Source organism: Comamonas odontotermitis (assembly GCF_040396735.1).
GTDB lineage: Bacteria > Pseudomonadota > Gammaproteobacteria > Burkholderiales > Burkholderiaceae_C > Comamonas > Comamonas odontotermitis_C.
The window spans coordinates 65980-85538 of the sequence record NZ_JBEBNZ010000015.1 but is presented as its reverse complement, the minus strand read 5'-3'; the positions used below and the strand labels follow the sequence as shown (position 1 = coordinate 85538).

General features: G+C 62.1%; 22 protein-coding genes. 8 read left to right on the top strand and 14 right to left on the bottom strand.

Annotated elements, in window-relative coordinates; genetic code table 11:
* Positions 1–24 precede the first annotated feature (24 nt).
* From ACH2DG_RS14120 to ACH2DG_RS14110, 3 genes are read left to right on the top strand one after another with little or no spacing between them, the layout of a single operon-like run.
* Positions 25–1053 (top strand): branched-chain amino acid ABC transporter permease, encoded by a 1029-nt coding sequence (locus tag ACH2DG_RS14120; protein ID WP_395026894.1) that lies wholly within the window; start codon positions 25–27, stop codon positions 1051–1053.
* The gene (locus ACH2DG_RS14115) at positions 1050–2942 is read left to right on the top strand and encodes an ATP-binding cassette domain-containing protein (protein WP_395026893.1); all 1893 of its coding nucleotides are present in this window, start codon (positions 1050–1052) and stop codon (positions 2940–2942) included. Before ACH2DG_RS14120 ends, ACH2DG_RS14115 begins: the two co-directional genes overlap by 4 nt.
* A complete protein-coding gene (locus ACH2DG_RS14110; protein ID WP_395026891.1) occupies positions 2939–3688 on the top strand; it encodes an ABC transporter ATP-binding protein in 750 nt (249 codons plus the stop codon). The genes ACH2DG_RS14115 and ACH2DG_RS14110 overlap by 4 nt, the downstream gene beginning before the upstream one ends.
* Before the next feature lie 120 nt (positions 3689–3808).
* Here ACH2DG_RS14110 and hpaH read toward each other — a convergent pair whose 3' ends face one another.
* From hpaH to ACH2DG_RS14050, 12 genes are all read right to left on the bottom strand, one after another.
* Positions 3809–4642 carry a 2-oxo-hept-4-ene-1,7-dioate hydratase gene (gene hpaH / locus ACH2DG_RS14105; protein WP_395026890.1) on the bottom strand — a complete coding sequence of 278 codons (834 nt, stop codon included), beginning with the start codon at positions 4640–4642 and terminating at the stop codon, positions 3809–3811.
* A gap of 56 nt (positions 4643–4698) precedes the next feature.
* Positions 4699–5127, bottom strand: a complete 429-nt coding sequence (locus ACH2DG_RS14100) for a 5-carboxymethyl-2-hydroxymuconate isomerase (protein WP_395026888.1) — start codon at positions 5125–5127, stop codon at positions 4699–4701.
* Positions 5127–5945, bottom strand: a complete 819-nt coding sequence (locus ACH2DG_RS14095; protein WP_395026886.1) for an extradiol ring-cleavage dioxygenase — start codon at positions 5943–5945, stop codon at positions 5127–5129. Before ACH2DG_RS14095 ends, ACH2DG_RS14100 begins: the two co-directional genes overlap by 1 nt.
* A 1-nt stretch (position 5946) precedes the next feature.
* The gene (locus tag ACH2DG_RS14090) at positions 5947–6273 is read right to left on the bottom strand and encodes an aromatic ring-opening dioxygenase subunit LigA (RefSeq protein WP_395026885.1); all 327 of its coding nucleotides are present in this window, start codon (positions 6271–6273) and stop codon (positions 5947–5949) included.
* An 8-nt stretch (positions 6274–6281) separates the two neighbouring features.
* Positions 6282–7253: a tripartite tricarboxylate transporter substrate binding protein gene (locus ACH2DG_RS14085; protein ID WP_395026883.1), complete on the bottom strand. Its 972-nt coding sequence runs from the start codon at positions 7251–7253 to the stop codon at positions 6282–6284.
* 73 nt (positions 7254–7326) lie between these two features.
* A complete protein-coding gene (gene hpaE, locus ACH2DG_RS14080; RefSeq protein WP_395026882.1) occupies positions 7327–8784 on the bottom strand; it encodes a 5-carboxymethyl-2-hydroxymuconate semialdehyde dehydrogenase in 1458 nt (485 codons plus the stop codon).
* 42 nt (positions 8785–8826) lie between these two features.
* Positions 8827–9591, bottom strand: a complete 765-nt coding sequence (locus ACH2DG_RS14075; RefSeq protein ID WP_395026881.1) for a fumarylacetoacetate hydrolase family protein — start codon at positions 9589–9591, stop codon at positions 8827–8829.
* Positions 9588–10247: a fumarylacetoacetate hydrolase family protein gene (locus tag ACH2DG_RS14070; protein ID WP_395026879.1), complete on the bottom strand. Its 660-nt coding sequence runs from the start codon at positions 10245–10247 to the stop codon at positions 9588–9590. The genes ACH2DG_RS14075 and ACH2DG_RS14070 overlap by 4 nt, the downstream gene beginning before the upstream one ends.
* Entirely contained in the window at positions 10244–10675 is a 432-nt protein-coding gene (gene hpaR / locus ACH2DG_RS14065; protein WP_395026877.1) for a homoprotocatechuate degradation operon regulator HpaR, read from the bottom strand. Before hpaR ends, ACH2DG_RS14070 begins: the two co-directional genes overlap by 4 nt.
* 151 nt (positions 10676–10826) lie before the next feature.
* Complete coding sequence (locus ACH2DG_RS14060; RefSeq protein WP_395026875.1) at positions 10827–11747, bottom strand: NAD-dependent epimerase/dehydratase family protein; 921 nt, start codon at positions 11745–11747, stop codon at positions 10827–10829.
* 18 nt (positions 11748–11765) lie between these two features.
* On the bottom strand, positions 11766–12242 hold the full coding sequence (locus ACH2DG_RS14055; RefSeq protein WP_395026874.1) for a thiol-disulfide oxidoreductase DCC family protein: 477 nt from the start codon (positions 12240–12242) through the stop codon (positions 11766–11768).
* 80 nt (positions 12243–12322) lie between these two features.
* On the bottom strand, positions 12323–12889 hold the full coding sequence (locus ACH2DG_RS14050) for a GbsR/MarR family transcriptional regulator (RefSeq protein ID WP_395026873.1): 567 nt from the start codon (positions 12887–12889) through the stop codon (positions 12323–12325).
* A gap of 262 nt (positions 12890–13151) precedes the next feature.
* Here ACH2DG_RS14050 and ACH2DG_RS14045 point away from each other — a divergent pair, with 262 nt between their 5' ends.
* Entirely contained in the window at positions 13152–14360 is a 1209-nt protein-coding gene (locus ACH2DG_RS14045) for a hypothetical protein (protein WP_395026872.1), read from the top strand.
* Complete coding sequence (locus tag ACH2DG_RS14040; RefSeq protein ID WP_395026870.1) at positions 14276–14923, top strand: C13 family peptidase; 648 nt, start codon at positions 14276–14278, stop codon at positions 14921–14923. Before ACH2DG_RS14045 ends, ACH2DG_RS14040 begins: the two co-directional genes overlap by 85 nt.
* Before the next feature lie 220 nt (positions 14924–15143).
* On the opposite strand, the gene ACH2DG_RS14035 is transcribed toward ACH2DG_RS14040, so the two are convergent.
* Complete coding sequence (locus ACH2DG_RS14035; RefSeq protein WP_377779330.1) at positions 15144–15668, bottom strand: peptidylprolyl isomerase; 525 nt, start codon at positions 15666–15668, stop codon at positions 15144–15146.
* Between the two features lie 53 nt (positions 15669–15721).
* Here ACH2DG_RS14035 and ACH2DG_RS14030 point away from each other — a divergent pair, with 53 nt between their 5' ends.
* The 3 genes from ACH2DG_RS14030 to ACH2DG_RS14020 all read left to right on the top strand — a co-directional run bounded on the left by ACH2DG_RS14030 (position 15722) and on the right by ACH2DG_RS14020 (position 18058).
* The gene (locus ACH2DG_RS14030) at positions 15722–16876 is read left to right on the top strand and encodes a JmjC domain-containing protein (RefSeq protein ID WP_395026869.1); all 1155 of its coding nucleotides are present in this window, start codon (positions 15722–15724) and stop codon (positions 16874–16876) included.
* A gap of 136 nt (positions 16877–17012) precedes the next feature.
* Entirely contained in the window at positions 17013–17444 is a 432-nt protein-coding gene (locus ACH2DG_RS14025) for a hypothetical protein (protein ID WP_395026868.1), read from the top strand.
* 203 nt (positions 17445–17647) lie between these two features.
* Positions 17648–18058, top strand: a complete 411-nt coding sequence (locus ACH2DG_RS14020; RefSeq protein WP_395026866.1) for a hypothetical protein — start codon at positions 17648–17650, stop codon at positions 18056–18058.
* Positions 18059–18444: 386 nt separating this feature from the next.
* Here the strand turns inward: ACH2DG_RS14020 and bamC are convergent, their stop codons facing one another.
* Positions 18445–19551, bottom strand: coding sequence for an outer membrane protein assembly factor BamC (gene bamC, locus ACH2DG_RS14015; protein ID WP_395026864.1), 1107 nt, complete (start codon positions 19549–19551; stop codon positions 18445–18447).
* Positions 19552–19559 lie beyond the last annotated feature (8 nt).

The window sequence follows — 19559 nt, the reverse complement described above, 5'->3', positions numbered from 1 at the left end:
TTTCCGCGTTTTCGAAAGTCGACTATGGATTTGCAAATTGCCTTGCTGCTGGGGCAGGACGGCATCGTCAATGGCGCCATCTACGGGCTGATGGCGGTGGCCCTGGTGCTGGTGTTTTCAGTTACCCGCATCATTTTCATTCCGCAGGGAGAGTTTGTTGCCTATGGCGCGCTCACCATGGCCATGATGCAGGCGGGCAAGACGCCGTCCACGTTGTGGCTGCTGTTGGCGATGGCTGCCGTTGCGCTGGTGGCGGAGCTGTGGCGTGCCCGCTCCGGCCAGGGCGGCAGTTGGCCCGCAACCCTGCTGTGGTGCGTAGGCTTTCCCGCCGTGGCGGCGGTGCTGGCTTTGGGCGTCAAGCCCAGTTCGCTGCTGCTGCAGTCGATCACTGCCTTGGTGCTGGTGATGCCCATGGGCCCGTTGCTCTACCGTGTGGCGTACCGGCCGGTGGCAAATGCTTCCGTGCTGCTGTTGCTCATCATTTCGGTCGCGCTTCATGGCGTGCTGGTGGGCCTGGGTCTGCTGTTCTTTGGTGCAGAGGGCTCGCGCACCACGCCCTTCTCGGAATCCAAGTTCGACATTGCGGATATTTCCATTTCGGGCCAGTCCCTGGTGGTGCTTGGTGTTGCGCTGGTACTGGTGATATCGCTGTTCGTGTTTTTTGAACGATCAATGCTCGGCAAGGCCTTGCGCGCAACAGCCATCAACCGGGTAGGCGCGCGCCTGATGGGCATTCCAACCGCATTGGCGGGTGATCTGAGCTTTGCCCTCGCTGCCTTGATCGGCGCCATCTCTGGCTTGCTGATCGCACCGCTTACCACGGTGTATTACGACACCGGATTCATGGTAGGGCTCAAAGGCTTTGTGGCGGCCATCATTGGCGGTCTTGCCAGCTATCCGCTGGCACTGGCAGGCGCGCTGCTGGTGGGCCTGCTGGAGTCCTTTTCCACCTTCTGGGCCAGCGCTTACAAGGAGGTGCTGGTGTTTGCGATGATTATTCCGGTGCTGTGGTGGAGATCGCGCAACAGCCGCCATGTGGAGGAAGAAGAATGAGCGCGCCAGTACCGAAATCTGGCCCCATGGCCAGCTCCGCGCCCGCAGGCTCTGCAGGTATCGTTACTCCCCGGATGCTCACCGCCGCCGCCATTGTGCTGTTTGCACTGGCCTGGGGATTTTTGCCCGATTTCACCGTGGTGATCCTGAGCTACATCGGTCTCTATGCCATGGTGGCCGCAGGCCTGGTATTGCTGACCGGGGTGGGCGGCATGACATCATTTGGACAGGCCGCCTTTGTCGGCATTGGCGCCTATGCCACGGCATGGGCCTGCACGTCGCCGGTGGCGGTACAGTTCTTCAGCAGCGCCGTGGGCGCAGTTGGCTTGCCGTGGGTGGGTCTGTTGCTGGGCTTTGTGATCACTTTCGTCGTTGCCTGGGTGCTGGGGTCCGTCACCGTCAAGCTCCAAGGGCACTATCTGCCGCTGTGCACCATTGCCTGGGGCTTGAGCCTGTACTACCTGTTTGGCAACATGGAATTTCTGGGCGGCCAGACCGGCATCACAGGCATTCCACCATTGGTGATTGCAGGCGTCTCCTTTGCGTCGCCCCGGGTCATGGGTGTGCTCGTCTGGGCCGTGCTGCTGCTGGCACTGTGGCTGCTGAGCAATCTGCTCGATTCGCGAGAAGGGCGGGCGATCCGCTCGCTCAAGGGCGGGCAGGTGATGGCCGAGTCCATGGGCATCAACACCGCGCGCCACCGCGTCAAGCTGTTCGTGCTGGCCGCGCTGCTGGCTACCCTGTCTGGCTGGCTGTATGCGCACATGCAGCGCTTTGTGAGCCCCGCGCCCTTCAACCTGAACATCGGTATCGAGTACCTGTTCATGGCGGTGGTGGGTGGCGCGGGTCACCTCTGGGGTGCCGTGCTGGGCGCTACCTTGATCACCTTGCTGAAGGAGAAGCTGCAGGACATTCTGCCCGCCGTGCTGGGCACCAGCGGCAATTTTGAAGTGATCGTGTTCGGGCTGCTGATGGTGCTGGTGCTGCAGCGCTTCGACCAGGGGCTGTGGCCCACCTTGCAGCGCCTGACTGCGCGCTGGATCAAGCAGCCCACAGGCAGGCAGGTCCAGGCCACATCTCATCCGCTGGACCAGCGCACGGCTCCTGCGGCAGGCACGACCTTGTTGGCAGCCGAGCATGTGACCAAGCGCTTTGGCGGCTTGGTAGCGAACAACGACGTGTCCATGTCGCTGAAGGCCGGTGAGGTGCATGCATTGATCGGGCCAAACGGCGCAGGCAAGAGCACCTTCTTCAACATGATCTCGGGCGTGGATTCGCCCACCGAAGGCCAGGTGCAATTGATGGGCCAGGTAATGGCCGATGCGCCATCGCGCAGGTTTGCCGCACTGGGCCTGGGGCGTACGTTCCAGCATGTGCGACTGCTTGGCCAGCGCACGGTGCTGGAAAACGTGGCCTTGGGCGCCCATCTGCGTGCGCACAAGGGGTGGTTGGCGTCCATGCTGCGGCTGGACAGACACGAGGAGGCGTCGTTGCTGGCCGAGGCACGCAGGCAGATCGAACGCTGCGGCCTGGGCGCGTTTGCCGATGTGCCTGCTGGCTCACTGGCTCTGGGTCAGCAGCGCATTGTCGAAATCGCTCGCGCCCTGGCGGGACAGCCCGCAGCCTTGCTGCTGGATGAGCCGGCGGCGGGCCTGCGGCACCTGGAAAAGCAATCGCTCGCCCAGTTGCTGCGCCAGTTGCGCGCCGAAGGGCTGGGTATTCTGGTGGTGGAGCATGACATGGAGTTTGTGATGAACCTGGCCGACCGCATCACGGTACTGGAGTTCGGCACCGTGATCGCCACGGGAACGCCTGCCGAGATTCAATCGAACCAGCGCGTGCTGGATGCCTATCTGGGCGGCGCCGATGAAGACGAGGTGGCCGCATGAGCAGCACCCCTCACTTGTTGCAGCTGTCGCAGTTGTGCGTATCGTACGGGCCGGTGGAAGCCGTGCACCAGGTCGATCTGCATGTGGCGGCAGGAGAGATTGTGACCGTGATCGGCCCCAATGGCGCGGGCAAGACAACCTTGCTGTCGGCGGCCATGGGTCTGCTGCCCTCCAAGGGTCAGGTATCCCTGTCGGGCGGCGTGATCGCTCGCCCCACGGTGGAGGCCATGGTGTCGCATGGCGTAGGGCTGGTGCCGGAGAAGCGTGAACTGTTTGGCGAGATGTCGGTGGAAGACAATCTGCGGCTGGGCGGATTCTCGCTGTGGCGCAAGGGCGAGCGTGACCAGGGAGCGCGCCTGCAGGAGGTGTTTGACATCTTTCCGCGCCTGCAGGAGCGCCGTGCGCAGATGGCATCCACGCTGTCGGGCGGCGAGCGGCAGATGCTGGCCATTGGCCGCGCACTGATGGCCAAGCCGCGCCTGCTGATGCTCGATGAGCCATCGCTGGGCCTGGCACCACTGATTGTGCGCGAGGTGCTGCAGGTGGTGGCATCGCTGCGTGATCGCGGCGTATCGGTGCTGCTGGTGGAACAGAATGCGCGCGCTGCGCTGAAGGTGGCAGACCGCGCCTATGTGCTGGAGATGGGCGCCGTTGCACTCAGCGGCAATGCACGCGATCTGCTGCACGACCAGCGCATCATCGATACCTATCTGGGCGCGGGACGGCAGGACGCTGTCGCACATTGATCGGCTGATCCTTCGATCCGCTGATCCATTGGTGTGCGGTTCCGATCCGTTGTCAAGAATCCCCAAAAAAAGGGAGAGCTGGCCGCGCACGCTGCCAGCTCTCTGCTTTTTACTATCTGCTTATACGAAGCGGAATTCCAGCTTGCCCAGTCTTCCGTAGTCGGCTTCGAACACATCTCCCGCCTTGGCCGCAACAGGGCGGGTAAAGGAGCCGGCCAGAACGATTTCGCCAGCGTTCAAGAATTCGCCCCACGGTGCCAGCTTGTTGGCGAGCCAGGCTACGCCCACCGCAGGGTGGCCTTGCACGCCTGCTGCGAGGCCCGTCTCTTCCACTGCGCCGTTCTGGCGCAGAATGGCGCCGCACCAAGGTAGATCCACGTCTGTCGGTGCGGCTCGCCCGGCACCCATGACGATACCGGCATTGGCAGCATTGTCGCTGATGGTGTCGTACACCTTGCGCATGGCCTTGGTGTGGCGGTCCAGCTGTTCGATGCGCGCGTCAATGATTTCAATGGCCGGCGTCACATAGTCGGTGGCATCGAGCACGTCGGCAATGCCAAGCTGCCTGCCATCCACAAGCCCCGGCCCCTTGAGCGGCTTTTTCAGCACAAAAGCCAGCTCCACCTCTACACGCGGTGCGATGAAGTTCCGTATGGGGATGTCCAGTACCTGGCCGTTGCTGCAGGTGTAGAGCATGTTGTCGAGCAGGGTGCCGTAGTCGGGCTCGTCGATCTGGCTGGACAGCTGCATGGCACGCGAGGTGAGGCCGATCTTGTGGCCGATGACCTTGCGGCCGCCTGCGATCTGCAGACGCACCCATTCGCGTGCCACGCGGTAGCCGTCGTCCACGGTCATGCTGGGATAGCGTTTGGAGAAGTGCTCGACCTGCACGCGCGTTCTCTCGCTGTGGTCAAGTTCCTGGGCCAGTTGGGAAAGAAGCTCTTGGGTAAACATTTCAGTTGTTCGTTGCTTGAATGCGTGACATGGAACCAGCGAAACCGCTCAGGGCGCTATCTGAAAAGAGGGTGGAGGCTGCTGTGCTTGCCGTCATAAACCTGGCCGGGGCTTTCGTCGACCTGCACGGTCAGGCCCATGTGCCGTTCATCCAACAGGGTGGCAAAGTGTGCTTTGGCGCAGGCGAGCAGCGCGTCACCTGCCTGGGTCTTGACGGCGTCTGATCGCCCCTTGCCCATGCGCAGGTTGATGTAGACAAAGTGGTAGTCGCCATCGCCGCCTGCTGCCTTGCCCGCCGCCCCGCCATCGGCCACGGCATAGTGCGGCGCCGGGTAGGCGAGCACGCGCGTGCCGCCGGTGGGGAAGACCTGGCTGCCGTCCTCGGCGTGCACGGTGAGCATGGTGTCGGCGAGGCTGCGGCACAGGGCCGTCATGTCACTGCGTTGGTCGAGATTGCCGGTGTAGAGCACGACGACATGGGGCATCACCGCACCTCCATGGTGGCGGCAGTACAACTTACCGCAAAGATGGGAATGGGCTCACAGTACAGCACCTGGCCCGGCCCGCGTGCGGCGGCTGCCACGCTGATGAAGGTACGGATTTCGAAGCCGCCCTGGCCTCCGTCGCGGTAGGTTTCGGCATCGGTGTAGCCAAGCATGGCATCCTTGTCGTTGCGGCACCAGCGATCCATGAATTGCTGGTCCCATTCCCAGTTGATCTTGCCCGAGTCGGGCGTGGCCGGCCAGTGCGAGATGCCGCCAGTGCCGATGATCGCAATGCGCTCAGGTGCCTTGTCGCAGGCGCGGCGCAGTGCTTCGCCAAAGGCCCAGGCGCGGTGCAGCGGTGTCAACGGCGGCCCCTGGCAGTTGATGTTGACGGGGATGATGTCCGTGTCGAAATGCGGGGTGAGAAAGTGCAGCGGCACCATGATGCCGTGGTCGAATCTCCACTCTTCGGCAAAGGCGGTATCCACGGTCTGCAGCACTTCGGTGACGATGCGGCGAGACAGATCGGGGTTGCCGGGGATCGTGCGCTTTTCAATGCCCAGCCACTGTGGATCTTCAATTGGCCCCTCGTACTGCGCAGCCATGCCGATGGCATAGGCGGGCATGTTGTTCATGAAGAAGTTCGCAAAATGCTCGGCCGCGATGACGATGACCGCATCGGGCCGGGCTGCTGCCAATTGCGCCCCCATGCCGTGGAATGCGGCGTGGAACGCATCCTTCACCGCCGGATCGGCCAGATGGGCGCGGCCGGTAATCCCGGGGGCGTGGCTGCATACGCCTGCAAAAACCAGACTCATATCAAACCCCTGCTACTTTCTCGTCGACTGCCGTTGTCATCGCATACACGCCGGCGCGCACCGGGCCGTACTTTGCAACTCCGTCGCGCATGGCCTGCAGGTAGTCGGCCCAGGCCAGACCCAGCAAGGGGGCAAAGTGCATCAGCAACTGGCCGTTGCAACCCAGCACATACAACTTGCCGATATCTCCGAGGTGGATGGCATCGCGCTCCTCATCGGTCAACGGGTAGCTGGCGAGCAGCGCTTCGCGGTCTTCGCGGTAGCGGCGCTGCACTTCGGGTTCGCGGTTCAGGTGGAAGAGGAACTTCTGCATTGCGTACAGGCTCATGAGACCTCCTAGCCGATGCTGATGTTGGCGGCGCGGATGATCCTGGCGTATTTATCTTCCTCGCTGCGGATGAAGGCTGCAAACTGTTCCACGCTGCCGGCCTTCGAGACAATGCCGCCCTCCTGGAATGTCTTGATGACGGCGGGGCTTGCCAGTGCCAGGTTCACATCCTGGTTCAGGCGCTGCACGATGGCATCGCTGGTTCTGGCCGGTGCCAGCAGGCCTTGCCAGGAATTGGATTCCAGCGCCGCACCTTGTTCCGCAAGGGTGGGTACATCGGGTGCAAACTGCGATCGCTGCGTGGTTGCCATGCCCAATGCCACCAGCTTGCCGCTGGCAATCTGGCCCCGGAACTCGGGCCAGTTGCCAAACATGACGGTGACCTGTCCGCCGATCAGGTCTGCCATGGCCGGGCCCTGGCCCTTGTAGGGCACATGCACCATGTCGATGCCGAGCATCTGGCAGAGCAGGGCGCCCGATAGATGCGCAGATGTACCGTTGCCAAACGACGCGTAGCTGAGCGAGCCGGGCTTGGCCAGTGCCGCCTTTTTCAGGTCAGCAAGGGTCTTGAGCCCACTGGCTGGATGGGTGGCCAGCACATGCTCCGACAGCCCCATCAGTGCCACGGGGCGCAGGTCCCTGGCGCTGTCGTAGGGCAGGCTTTTGATCAACGTCTTGTTGGCCGTGAAGCTGTTGGCGATGGTGCCGAAGGTGTAGCCGTCGGGCACGGCCTTGGCCACGGCATCCACGCCGATCACGGTGCCTGCACCCGGCTTGTTCTCCACAACCACCGATTGCCCCAGGCTTTTGCCCAGTTCATTGCCGACCAGGCGCGTCACCACGTCCGTGGTTCCCCCTGGCGTGAACGGAACGATGATGCGCAGCGGGCGACTGGGCCAGCTGTCTGCATGGGCGAATTGCCATGCAGGCAGCGTGGCAATCGCGCTGGCGGCGGATTGGATGAATTGGCGGCGTTGCATCTATGTCTCCTTCGCTTTTATGTCGGGTGCGCTCTGCGATTGCGTTGATCGCTATTCTTTGATGGCGTACTGTTCAGACCCCCCAGTGAGGAATGTGGTGTGAACCCATGGAGACAGCCACATTCTTGGGTTCGCAGAACACCTCGTAGCTCCAGGTGCCGCCTTCGCGGCCCGTGCCCGAGGCCTTGGTGCCCCCAAACGGCTGGCGCAGGTCGCGCACGTTCTGGCTGTTGACAAAGCACATGCCTGCCTCGATGGCCGCAGCCACACGGTGGGCCTTGCCGATGTTTTCGGTCCATACGTAGCTGGAGAGCCCGTACTGGGTATCGTTGGCCAGGCGTATGGCCTCAGCCTCATCGCTGAACGGGATGATGCAGGCCACCGGGCCGAAGATCTCGTCCTGTGCAATGCGCATGCGGTTGTTCACCTCGGCAAACACGGTGGGCAAAACGTAATTGCCATTTTTCACGCGGTCTGGCACCACAGGTGCGTCCAGGCCGCCGCACAGCATGCTGGCGCCCTCCTGGAGGCCCAGCTCGATGTAATGGCGTACCTTGGCCAGATGGGCCTGGCTGATCATGGGGCCGACGATGGTTTTTTCGTCGAGCGGGTCGCCCACTGTGATGCGCCGGGCCCGCTCGGCGAAGCGGTCGGCGAACTTCACATAGATGCTCTTTTGCACCAGGATACGGCTGCCAGCCGTGCAGCGCTCGCCATTGTTGGAGAAGATCATGAATATGGCGGCATCAAGTGCGCGGTCAAAGTCGGCGTCGTCGAAGACCACAAAGGGGCTCTTGCCGCCCAGCTCCATGCTGAACTTCTTGAGGCCGGCGGCCTGCACGATGCGGTTGCCGGTCTGCGTCGATCCGGTGAATGAGACGGCCCGCACGTCGCGGTGTGCCACCAGCGGCTCGCCTGCATCCTTGCCGTAGCCATGCACCAGGTTGAGTACACCCGCAGGAATACCGGCTTCGAGGGCCAGCTCGCCCAGGCGTGCAGCCGTCATGGGTGAGAGCTCACTCATCTTGAGCACGGCGGTGTTGCCGAAGGCCAGGCATGGCGCGACTTTCCAGGTGGCCGTCATGAAAGGAACGTTCCACGGCGAGATCAGCGCACACACACCCACCGGGTGGAAGAGCGTGTAGTTCAGGTGCGTAGGCGTCGGGTAGGTGTGGCCATCGACCCGCGTGCACATTTCGGCAAAGTAGTAGAAGTTGTCGGCCGCGCGTGGCACCAGTTGCTTGCCGGTTTGCGCAATCACCTGGCCGCAGTCGTTGGTCTCGGACTCGGCGATCTCGGGCACATGCTGGGCGATCAGGTCGCCGAGCTTGCGCACCAGCCTGGCACGCTCTGTGGCGGGCGTGTTCGCCCACTTGGGAAATGCCTCCTTGGCTGCTGCAACCGCAGCATCGGCCTCGGCGGCACCGCCCGAAGCCACCTCGGCCAGCACTTCCTGCGTGGCGGGGTTGATGGTTTCGAAATAGTCTTTGCCGGCAACGTTCTTGCCGTTGATCAAATGGTCAATACGCATGCTTTTGTCTCCTGCGGTGGTTTTCAGAACGTGTTTGCGTTCTCAGTGCCCGCTTAACAGTTCATCACCACCAATGAAATTCACGAGGCGGCCAACGCCTTCGATCTCGGTCACGATTTCGTCGCCCACCCTGGAATCGGCCACACCATCAGGCGTTCCCGTCAGGATCAGGTCGCCGGGGTTCAGGGTCATCATGCTCGACAGGTGTGCGATCAGCGAGGGGATGCTGTGCACCATGTCGGCTGTGCTGCCATCCTGCTTCAGCTCGCCGTTGACCCAGCTGCGCAGGCGCAGATTCATCGGGTCTGCGATATCGGCCGCATCCACCAGCCAGGGCCCCACGGGCGTGGCGCCGTCGCGGTTCTTGACGCGCAGATTGGGGCGGTAGTAGTTCTCCAGGTAGTCGCGGATTGCATAGTCGTTGGCCGTGACGTAGCCGGCAACCACGCTGTACGCATCTTCCTTCTTGACGTTGCGGCAGGTCTTGCCGATCACTACGCCCAACTCGCACTCGAAGTGCATATAGGTGACGTCGGACGGTCGGCATGTGTGGCAGAGGTGGCCGTTGAGCGCATTCGGGCCCTTGAGGAACACCAGCGGTTCCTCGGGGGCCTTGTTGAAGGCGATTTCCTTGGCGTGGTCGGCGTAATTCAGGCCCAGCGCGAAGATGGTGCCGAAATCCATGGGTGGAAGCCACTGTACAGCGGTCTCTGCGACGATGCTGCCATCAGGCAGTTGCACGCGGCCGTCTGCGCTTTCTGTCACGGCCATGGCCTGGCCTTGGTAGATCACACGTCCGTGCTTCATGGCTGCGCCTCCAGAGCCACGGTGTGGCAAAGCTCGCCCAGGCCGGGCACCATGATGCGCACCGTATCGCCTGGACGGGCCACCGGAGATCCTTCGCCCGGGCCCAGCAGCAAGATGTCGCCTGCAGACAAGGACATGAACTCGGTCACATCGGCAATCAACTGGGCTGCCGGGCGTACCAACTGGTCAAAACCGCGCTCGTACACCGGTTGGCCGTTGATCTCGATATGCAGCGTTGCTTGATTCACCGCAAAATCGCTGGCCGCTACCGCCTCGCCCATGGGGCAAAAGCTATCGCGGTCGCGCTGACGGATGGCGGGGCGGTAGTAGTTCTCGTGCGGCAGGGTGACATCGCTCACCACCGCATAAGCCGCCACATGCTCCATGGCCTTGCTTGCGGATACGCGGGTGGCAGTGCTGCCGATCACCAGGCCGATCGTGGCATCGATGCGCACTTCGCCGGGATCGGCGGGAATGGCCACCGCAGCGTGGTTGCCTGCAAAGGTGTTGCGTGGCTTGATATAGAGCACCGGCGCACGTGGCGCTGCCTTGTAGGGCGCGCTGTCGAATTGTGGCGCAAGGCGTTGCAAGGTGGCGCGGTCATTGAGAAGCACGCCGTACACCGTGGCGCGTGCAGCAGGAAAGCTGGCGATCATGAATGCTCCAGTGCAATCAGCTCATCGAGCAGTTGGTACAGCGCTTCGAGCTGGTCCTTGCCAAAGGCCTGCTCCAGCCCCAGGTAGTGGCGGGCAATGTCCTTCGAGAGCTGGTGTGCCAGCTCCAGCCCGTGCGGGGTGGCGCTCACCACCGAGCGTCGCTGGTCCGCCGGGTCCTTCTGGCGCTCTATCAGGCCGTCGCGCTCCATGCGGCTGAGCACGCCAGTCAGGCTGGGGCCGAGGAGAAAGGCCTGCTGGGCTACTTTGCCCGTTTCCAGCGATTCGCCATTGCCCAGCACGCGCAGTACACGCCATTGCTGATCGGACAGCCCATGCGAGCGCAGAAACGGCCGCGTATGCCCCATGATCGATTCCCGTGCCTGCAAAAGCAGGCTGGGCAGGTTGCGGTGTTTGAGTGAGGTCTTCATTTATTTAATAGGTTAAATAAATTTCGATCCAAATGCAAACGGTATTTATGCGGATAAACCAGAGGTATCGGCTGAAAGCCTGGCAAGGCCAAGGTCGCGGAGCGAGGAGGTAGCGTTTGGCGATTGGTGAATAAGCGCTGCTGGCCGGTTTCTAGCTGCGTTCAGAGCGAATGGCAGCCAGCATCTGCGCTGGGGATGTGGGCGTGCGACCCAGCCAGTGCGTCATGGAGGCGGGGTCGCAGCTGTTGTCGTGCGAAGCCAGTTCCAGCGATGCGCTGCACCAGGGGCTTGAGGCAAACGCATCGCCCAGCCGTGCGCTGGCAAGGGTGGCAAAGCGGGGCAGGGTGATGGTGACAGGCGCCGCATGCCCGGCTTGCTGGCGCAGGCTGGCAACCATGGCGGCCATGGTCAACTGTACCGGGCCGCCGAGTTCCACCACCCCGGTGGTGGGCGACAGCAGCAGCCGCGCCATGGCCTCGGCGAGTTCGCTGGCAACGACCGGCTGAATCAGGCGCTCTCGCATCACCGCTGGCAGCACCAGCACTGGCAGTCTGGCCAGATTGAGAAACAGCTGGGTGCTTGCGCCACGCGCGCCCATCACAATGCTGGGCCGCACGACGAGGCCATCAAGCAGGCCTTGCGCCGTCAGCCGCAGCAGATGGGCGTCGGCCGCGCGCTTGGTACGGGCATAGTCGGTATCGTTGCCCTCCACGCCCAGGGCGGACAGCTGCAGCACGCGCCGCACGCCTGCCTGTGCGCAGGCATCGAACAGGGCCTGGGGCGCGATGTGGTGCAGCGTCTTGAGATCTGCGCCGCCAGCACCGGGCTGGTTGCGCAGGCACCCTACGGCATTGATGACCATCTGGACGTTCTGCAGGTGCGGCAGCCAGTCGAATGCATTGCGCATTGCTGCATAATTGATAGCATTCTGCGCGCTTCTGCTGGCCGCTATGACATGAAATCCTTGCAAGCGCAGTTGCGCGGCCAGCGCCTGGCCGATAAAACCCTGGGCACCACACAGCAGCACCGTCTGGTCTGTGGGTGGAGGAGATGGGTGGTGGCTGTTGCTCATGAGATTCTCCTGAGTGATTCAGTGCTGTGGTCGATCCGTATCGCATGTACCGCCAGCGCAAGCGGCGCTGCGGGTGGCGGCACGTTGCGCGGCGCGGCGCATGGCGCGTTCGAACACCCACACGATGGGTGTTTGCGGCAAGCGGTAGCGATTGCGTGCAATCCATGGATAGAGCTTGCGTGCAGCCGTCGCCATGCCTGGCAGGTTCACCAGATTCGGCACCCACGCCCAGCCAATGCCCAGGTAGGCGCGGACGAGGCAGTCCACACCGATGTAGACCCTGCCGTCTGCGGCCACGCCATGGATGGCGCGCATCAACGCGTCCTTGGTGGCTGGAGCATCATGCAGATCGGCGCTGCTCGCGTCCACAAAAATGAGCCTGCCCGCATCGTTGCGCAGCATCAGGTTGGTCATCTCCGCATTGCACATGCGGCAGCTGGCGTCGTAGTAGATCGTCAGCGGGAACTGTGTGGGAGCAGATGCGGATGCTGGCATAGGTTTCTTTCGATATTTCTGTCTAAACAGAAATTAAAGATGGTAAAAAAGGCCTGCGCTCTCCGTGGCAGGCCCGTGCATCAGGGTTGGCTGGTGCTGGCCTCCAGGTTTTCGACAGGGGCAGGCGCGCCGCGCACAAAGCGCTGCACAGTGGCGCCCAGCGTCAGAATCCTGTCCAGCGTGGCGGGTGACAGGCGCAGCATCTCTTCGCTCCACGCCCCGAGCTTGTGCATCAGTTCCATAGTGGCGCGGATGCGGTCCTGTGCGTCGGCGCTCTCGCGCTCGAAACCAGGGCTTGCCACCAGTGACTGCAGCAGCCGGGTGGTCGGATCGAATTCGCGCTCCTTGCGTTCGCGCACAATGGTGCGGAAAAGCTCCCAGACATCCACGCTGGTCTCGAAGTAATCGCGCCGGTCGCCCAATGCGTGGGTGACCCGGATCAGGTTCCAGGCCTGCAATTCCTTCAGGCTGTTGCTGATGTTCGACCGCGCCACGTTCAAGGTTTCGCTCAGCTGCTCGGCGTTCAGCGGTTTGCCGTGTACAAACAGCAGCGCATGGATCTGCGCTACCGTGCGGTTCACGCCCCACAGCGAACCCATCTCGCCCCAGTGCAGTACAAATTGTTTTTGGATGTCGGACAGTTGCATGTTTTTGATTTTAGATATTCATTTATTTCTGTCAATACAGAAATTGATTCCCAAAAATAGGCCTGGCGTGTAAATGGATGTCTGCTCTGGCAGTATGGGTCGGACTGGCAATCCGCCCCTTTCATCGAATGTGGCCTGCAGTACGCAACGGGCGCAATCCTGCAGCTGCGCGTGGGGTACATCCAACATGCCTGGCTGCCGGCCCTCGCAGCTGTGGCACAGTGCTTTGCAGGTTTCTACAGATCGCAATGGATCCCATGTGATGAACACCCGCACCCGTCATTTTTCCCTTCGCACTTCCGTTCTGGCTGCATGCATGGCAGTTGTTTGCCCGTTGCATGCTGCGCAGGCCTCGCCCGCGCCAGTACCCGATGTGCAGGCCGAAGCACCTGCCTTGGTGCTGCCCGATGGCGGTAGGTACTACGGCCCGCTCAAGGGGGGCTTGCTCGAGGGCACGGGCCGGCTGGTGTGGAACGAGCTGCGGCGCTACGAAGGCGCCTTTCACCAGGGGCGCATGGAAGGGCAGGGCACGCTCACCCTGGCCTATGGCGTGTACCAGGGTCTGTTCAAGGATGGCGACCTGAACGGCGCGGGGCGCTACACCAGCAAGGATGGCGAGGTGTACGAGGGACACTTTGTCGATGGCGAATACGACGGGCAGGGCGTGCTCTCGGCCTCCAACGGCAACCGCTACGAAGGCCGGTTCGAGAAGGGCCATTTTGTACATGGCACCTTGATCGAAGCCGGTGGCCAGACCATGACAGGGCCGTTCAAGAACTTCCAGGCTGATGGCCTGATGGAAGTGACCTATCCCGGAGGCGTGGTCTTCAAAGTGGAAATGCGTGACGGCCAGGCCAAGGGCAGGGGCGAGTTGCAGCTGGCCGACGGCAAACGCATCCGTGCGGATTTCGACGGCTCCAGTGCCGACGAAGGCGAGATCGACTACCCCAACGGAGATCGCTACACCGGCGCACTCTACGCGGCTGCGGCCTATGGCAAGGGGCGCATGGTATATGCCAATGGCGATGTGTACGAAGGCCAGTTTGCCAAAGACCAGCCGCATGGCCGCGGCACCTTGACCTTCGCCAAGAGCGGCAAGCCTGTGCAGACCGGCCAATGGCGGCGTGGCAAGCTGGTGGGCGCTGGCGAGGCGGGTGTGCCCGAAGACAACAGCCCCGAGCAGGCCGCCCGCAATAACAGCAGGCCCTGTATGCGCAAAATGCCCTGCTGGCCCAGCAGATGGCAGCGCTGCAGCCCAGCGGTGGTACGGCTGCGCAGATGTATGCGCTTTTCATCGCGGGTGATGGCACGCAGGAGGTGTTCCGCCGCGAGGCCGAATACGTCAGCCAGGAATTTGCCCAGCGTTATGGAACGCAAGGGCGCAGCATGCTGCTGGCCAACAGCCGCAGCTCCGTCGCCCGTCTGCCGCTGGCCACCACGGCCAGCATCGAGCGTGCCTTGGGGGCTCTAGGCCAGAAGATGAACAAGGAGCGCGATCTGCTGTTTGTGTACCTGACCAGCCATGGCTCACGTGAGCACGATCTGCAGTTGGGTATGCGTGGCCTGCAGATCCCGCAACTCTCGGCCAGGCGCCTGGGCGAGCTGCTGAAGGCATCGGGCATCCGTCGGCAGGTGGTGGTGGTTTCGGCCTGCTATTCGGGCGGCTTCATCGAGCCGCTGCAGGGCCCCACCACCTGGGTGCTGACGGCGTCGCGCGCGGACCGCACGTCATTTGGCTGCGCCGATGAGAACGATTTCACCTATTTTGGGCGGGCCTTGTTCAAGGAAAGCCTGCCGCAAGCGGCCAACCTGAGCGATGCCTTCGCCCAGGCCAAAACCCTGGTGGAACAGTGGGAGGCCAAGCTGCCCGCTGCGGCGGAGGAGCCTGCACGGCCTGCGCCTGTTGCTGGTGATGCAAAACCGCCGATGGACCAGCCTGCTGCGACGGTGGAGCATTCCGAACCGCAGATGGCGGTGCTGCCTGCGTTTCAGAAGGACGTGGACGCGTGGTTTGCCGCGCGCAGCAAGCGGTAAGGTCAGTGAATACCGAAGTGAGGTAAGTCGTTAAATAGGCTGTAGCTCTCTTGAGGCTACCGCCACCGGTCACGGCCAAGGTCTGCTTGGTGGCCGTATTTGCTATGGATATTGATGGGCTGCCGCCCGCAGGGCGGGCTCCCAAGGCTAAAACCATCAAAAAAGCCGCAATCCGGGCGCCCGGTTGCGGCTTTTGCCTTGATGCAGAAAACAGTGTTGCTCAGTGCAGCAGGTTGTTGCCTGGCGCTTGCGGCTGCACCTTGAAAAAGCCGGTGCCACAGGTGCCGTTGCCGATTTCCTCTTCGGTGGCTTCGCGCACGGCTTCCACCTTGATGTCCAAGCGGATCGCAATGCCCGCAAGCGGGTGGTTGCCGTCCAGCACCACATGCTCGGGGTACAGCTCGGTCACGGTGTAGAGCATGTCACGCGGCGCATCAGGATTGGTGCCCTGGGGCAGGGCGTGGCCGTCGATGGTCATGCCTTCTTCCAGGTCTTTGGGGAAGAGGGCGCGAGGTTCCAGAAAGACCTTTTCCTCGTCATAGTCGCCAAAGGCGTCTTCGGGTTCCAGGTGCAGTTGCAGGCGGTCGCCCACCGTGTGGCCTTGCAAGGCCTGTTCCACGCGGGAGAGCAAATCATTGCCGCCGACGAGGAATTCCACGGGCTCGTCGAGCACGTCCAGCTCTTCGCCCAGTGTGTCTTTGAGGGTCCAGGTCAGCGCGACCACGCATTGATCAGTGATTTCCATAGGACAATTGTCGCAGTTTGGCCGTCTGGTGCCATCGCAATTCCGGGAAATCCATGCAAATCGAACAAGCACTGCCGCTGCTCGGCGGACTCTCTCCAGCCCAGTTCATGCGCCGTTACTGGCAGAAGAAGCCGCTGCTGGTGCGCGGCGCCGTGACCGACTGGAAAAATCTGCAATTGCCACTGCCGCGTGCAGAACTGTTTGAACTGGCGGGGCAGGAGGGCGTGGAGTCGCGCTTGATTCAGCAGAAGGGCGGCGCCTGGAGCATCAAGCACGGCCCGTTCAGCCGCCGCGCGATCCCCTCGCTCAAGACCGAGGACTGGACCTTGCTGGTGCAAGGGGTCGATCTGCACAATGCTGCGGCGCATCAGTTGCTGCAGCGCTTTGCCTTTGTTCCTGCGGCCCGCCTGGACGATCTGATGATCAGCTATGCGAGCAACGGCGGCGGTGTGGGGCCGCATTTTGACAGCTACGACGTGTTTTTGCTGCAGGCACATGGCAAACGCCGCTGGCGCATCGGCAAACAGAAGAACCTGGCGCTCAAGGATGGCATTCCCCTCAAGATACTCGCCGAGTTCGAGGCGGAGGAGGAGTACCTGCTGGAGCCGGGTGACATGCTGTACCTGCCGCCGCGCTACGCCCACGATGGCGTGGCCAAAGGCGAGTGCATGACGTACTCCATCGGTTTCCGCTCGCCTGCGCAGCATGAACTGGCGGGCGATCTGCTCATGCGCCTGTCGGATGTGGACGATCTGGACGACTGCGATAGCAATGCGCGGGCTGCCACGCCCATCTACAAGGACCCCAAGCAGGCGGCGGTAGGGACGCCTGGCGCCATTCCACCCGAGATGCTGGAATTTGCCCGCATCGGTCTGGAAAAGCGCCTGGCGGAGCCGCTGGCGCTGGCCCGGGCGCTGGGCGAGTCGCTCACCGAGCCCAAGGCCAACGTCTGGTTCGAGCCTGAAGGCAATCCTGCGATGCTGGAAGCGGTAGCCCTGGATCGCAAGACACGCATGATGTACGACGGTCACCACATCTTCATCAATGGCGAGAGCTACCGGGCGGGCGGCAAGGATTTCACCCTGATGAAGAAACTTGCCGACACCCGCCGCCTTGATCGCCGCGATGTGAACGGGGCCAGTGACGACGCACTGTCGCTGCTGTCGCAGTGGTGCGAAGACGGCTGGGCCCACGCTGTCTCTGAATGACGCCTTCGCCATTACGGACATGCAGAAGCCTTCGCCTCCACCACCCGTATCCGGTGCCGCATCAGCTCCAATTGCAGCTGCGGCTGCGGCATGCGAAGGCCGGTTCGAGGGGCGAGCTGCATTCGATAACCATGTGTTGCATTTCTTGCAAAGGGCTGCGGACGAGGGGTGGCCTGAGCTGATCGTGGCCGATCCGAATTTCGCCGACTGGCCATGGGGAACGCGCGCGGCTATTGACCTGCTGCAGCGCTGGGCCCGGCACGGGCGTCTGATGACTGTGCTGGCCTACCGCTTTGATGCATTGCCGCGCCGCCATCCGCGCTGGATGCAATGGCGCACGGTGTGGGATCACAAGCTGCAATGCCGTCAGTTGCAGGCTCGCGATGTGTCGCTGGTGCCCAGTGCGCTGTGGTCGCCGCAATGGGTGGTAGAGCGGCTTGACGTGGAGCGCTGCATTGGCTTGGCCAGTGCAGGACGTACGGCCGTCGTGCCCCGGGGTGAAATGCTGCAGGAGTGGATCAGGCATCAGAGCACTCCGGCGCTGCCGGCGAGCGTGCTGGGCTTGTAAGCGGAGTTCGTCAAGTTCGATAAATTGTTGCTAAGCAGCAACAATAACGGCAACACAGGCATAGTCGGTGTTCGGGGGTAATCCCTATAATCCCACGACGAGTCTGGTGCGTTAAAAGCCTAGTGCTGTGCACGCTCTGCCTGGGGTAAATCGTTTGCCTCTGATTTGAATCACAAGAATCCACCGTGGTTAGGAATATCCAAATGAAGAAGTCCGTTGTTCTCGCTTCGTTGATCGCTGCTGTTGCACTGGCCGCTTGCGGCAAGAAGGAAGAAGCTGCTGCTCCTGCACCAGCGCCTGTTGAAGCTCCAGCACCTGCTGTTGAAGCCGCCAAGGATGCTGCCAACGCTGCCGCTGATGCTGCCAAGGACGCTGCTGCTGCTGCTGGTACCGCTGCTTCGAACGCTGTTGACGCAGCCAAGGATGCTGGTGCTGCCGCTGCTGACGCCACCAAGGATGCTGCCAAGGACGCCGCTGCTGCTGCTGGCAACGCTGCTGACGCTGCCAAGGATGCCGCCAAGGACGCTGGCGCCGCTGCTGCTGACGCTGCCAAGGCTGCTGCTGATGCCGCTTCGAACGCTGCTACCGCTGCCAAGGATGCTGCCACCAAGTAATTGATGGTGTTGTCTGTGGCCCTGTGCCGCAGGTGGCTTCGGTCAATCCACAAAGCCCGCGCTTCGCGCGGGCTTTTGCTTTTTGGGATTTGGATGTTTACGGATGCGGGCGGTGCAAGGGAACGCAAGAAGGTGCGTTGCCTAGTTGGCATTATTTGCTATTGAAAAAAGAGCAAAAAATGCATAACAGTCGTGCGCTGGAGGTGAATCTCTTTTAGACGCAAGCAAAATGCAGGCGCTGGCAGTGTTGCGGCATCCCTCGCTGCGCGAGCAAGCTGGAGGTCCTTCTGGAGCCAGCAAGGATTGGGAGCGCAGGCAGTTCCGCCCATGAAAAAGCCACTGTGGTGAGGCAGTGGCTTGGGGTTGGTTGCGGCGGCTTTGACGGCTTACTTCATGTCGTCAGCCAGCACCTTCACAATGCGTTGGGCATTGGCTGAGGTGTCTGCCTGGCCGCTGGCGCTCAGCACGGAAACCACGCTGGTGGCGTTGTCGCTCTTGACCTGGATGCGGTACTTGATCGGCTCGGGCGCATCGGGGTTGCGGTTGAAGATCTTGGCAAAGAAACCATCGGGCTTCTTGTTCAGATCGGTCGGATCGATGTAGCGCACATAGTAGATGCCCTGGCTGCGGTCGCGATCCTCGACGGTAAAGCCCGTGCGATCGAGCGCAAGGCCAACGCGGCGCCATGTGCGGTCGAACGGATCGGCCACTTCCAGCACCGGGGCGCCATTTTGCGTGGCGATCTTGGATGTGGTGACAGGCGCCAGCGGAGCTGCCGCAATCGCCTTGGATTGCTCTTCACTCACGCCCAGCTTGACCATGATGCGGCGCAGGAACTCGGTCTCCAGTTCCGGATCGGCCTTGCGTGGCTGCCAGATGGTGCTGTCTTTTTCCTTGTTGGAATAGACTTCTTCCATGCCGCGGTGGCTCACATAGATTTCGGTCTTGCCATCGGGGCGGCGCTCGATGCGGGTGCGGAACTTGTCCTGCTCGCCGGTCGAGTAGATCGAATCAAAGATCTTGCCGATGGATTTGCGGATGAAATCCTGTGGCAGCTTGGCGCGGTTTTCGGCCCAGTCGGTTTCCATGATGCCGATGTCCGGGCGATCGATGGTCAGCGAGAAACCGCTTTCCTGCCAGAAGTCCTTGACGGGTTCCCACACCTTGTCGGCGGAGCGGTCGATCACCAGCCAGCGCTGGTTGCCATCGCGCTCGATCTGCACATCGCCGATCTTGCTGACGGCGGCGTTGACCTGCCCCTTGGGCTTGTTGTCCTGCTGCACTTGGTAGGCCGCCGCAGACACGGTGCCGCCAGGCACTACGTAGCGGGTGTCCTTGGACAGCTGGGTCAGGTCGGGAGGCACTTCCAGCGTCGGGCCCTTGGAGGCACTCTTGTAGTCGATCTTGTCACCAGAGAGCAGGTCGCTGGTGCTGCTGCAGGCAGCCAAAGTGATCGACAGGCCGAGGACGCTAAGTTTTGCGAGGGAATTCACGTTCAAAT

What these genes read in the sequence shown, in the direction of transcription:
- ACH2DG_RS14120 (WP_395026894.1), top strand. Translation starts at nt 25, where the DNA reads ATGGATTTGCAAATTGCCTTGCTGCTGGGGCAGGACGGCATCGTCAAT.
- ACH2DG_RS14115 (WP_395026893.1), top strand. Translation starts at nt 1,050, where the DNA reads ATGAGCGCGCCAGTACCGAAATCTGGCCCCATGGCCAGCTCCGCGCCC.
- ACH2DG_RS14110 (WP_395026891.1), top strand. Translation starts at nt 2,939, where the DNA reads ATGAGCAGCACCCCTCACTTGTTGCAGCTGTCGCAGTTGTGCGTATCG.
- hpaH (WP_395026890.1), bottom strand. Translation starts at nt 4,642, where the DNA reads ATGTTTACCCAAGAGCTTCTTTCCCAACTGGCCCAGGAACTTGACCAC.
- ACH2DG_RS14100 (WP_395026888.1), bottom strand. Translation starts at nt 5,127, where the DNA reads ATGCCCCATGTCGTCGTGCTCTACACCGGCAATCTCGACCAACGCAGT.
- ACH2DG_RS14095 (WP_395026886.1), bottom strand. Translation starts at nt 5,945, where the DNA reads ATGAGTCTGGTTTTTGCAGGCGTATGCAGCCACGCCCCCGGGATTACC.
- ACH2DG_RS14090 (WP_395026885.1), bottom strand. Translation starts at nt 6,273, where the DNA reads ATGAGCCTGTACGCAATGCAGAAGTTCCTCTTCCACCTGAACCGCGAA.
- ACH2DG_RS14085 (WP_395026883.1), bottom strand. Translation starts at nt 7,253, where the DNA reads ATGCAACGCCGCCAATTCATCCAATCCGCCGCCAGCGCGATTGCCACG.
- hpaE (WP_395026882.1), bottom strand. Translation starts at nt 8,784, where the DNA reads ATGCGTATTGACCATTTGATCAACGGCAAGAACGTTGCCGGCAAAGAC.
- ACH2DG_RS14075 (WP_395026881.1), bottom strand. Translation starts at nt 9,591, where the DNA reads ATGAAGCACGGACGTGTGATCTACCAAGGCCAGGCCATGGCCGTGACA.
- ACH2DG_RS14070 (WP_395026879.1), bottom strand. Translation starts at nt 10,247, where the DNA reads ATGATCGCCAGCTTTCCTGCTGCACGCGCCACGGTGTACGGCGTGCTT.
- hpaR (WP_395026877.1), bottom strand. Translation starts at nt 10,675, where the DNA reads ATGAAGACCTCACTCAAACACCGCAACCTGCCCAGCCTGCTTTTGCAG.
- ACH2DG_RS14060 (WP_395026875.1), bottom strand. Translation starts at nt 11,747, where the DNA reads ATGAGCAACAGCCACCACCCATCTCCTCCACCCACAGACCAGACGGTG.
- ACH2DG_RS14055 (WP_395026874.1), bottom strand. Translation starts at nt 12,242, where the DNA reads ATGCCAGCATCCGCATCTGCTCCCACACAGTTCCCGCTGACGATCTAC.
- ACH2DG_RS14050 (WP_395026873.1), bottom strand. Translation starts at nt 12,889, where the DNA reads ATGCAACTGTCCGACATCCAAAAACAATTTGTACTGCACTGGGGCGAG.
- ACH2DG_RS14045 (WP_395026872.1), top strand. Translation starts at nt 13,152, where the DNA reads ATGAACACCCGCACCCGTCATTTTTCCCTTCGCACTTCCGTTCTGGCT.
- ACH2DG_RS14040 (WP_395026870.1), top strand. Translation starts at nt 14,276, where the DNA reads ATGCTGCTGGCCAACAGCCGCAGCTCCGTCGCCCGTCTGCCGCTGGCC.
- ACH2DG_RS14035 (WP_377779330.1), bottom strand. Translation starts at nt 15,668, where the DNA reads ATGGAAATCACTGATCAATGCGTGGTCGCGCTGACCTGGACCCTCAAA.
- ACH2DG_RS14030 (WP_395026869.1), top strand. Translation starts at nt 15,722, where the DNA reads ATGCAAATCGAACAAGCACTGCCGCTGCTCGGCGGACTCTCTCCAGCC.
- ACH2DG_RS14020 (WP_395026866.1), top strand. Translation starts at nt 17,648, where the DNA reads ATGAAGAAGTCCGTTGTTCTCGCTTCGTTGATCGCTGCTGTTGCACTG.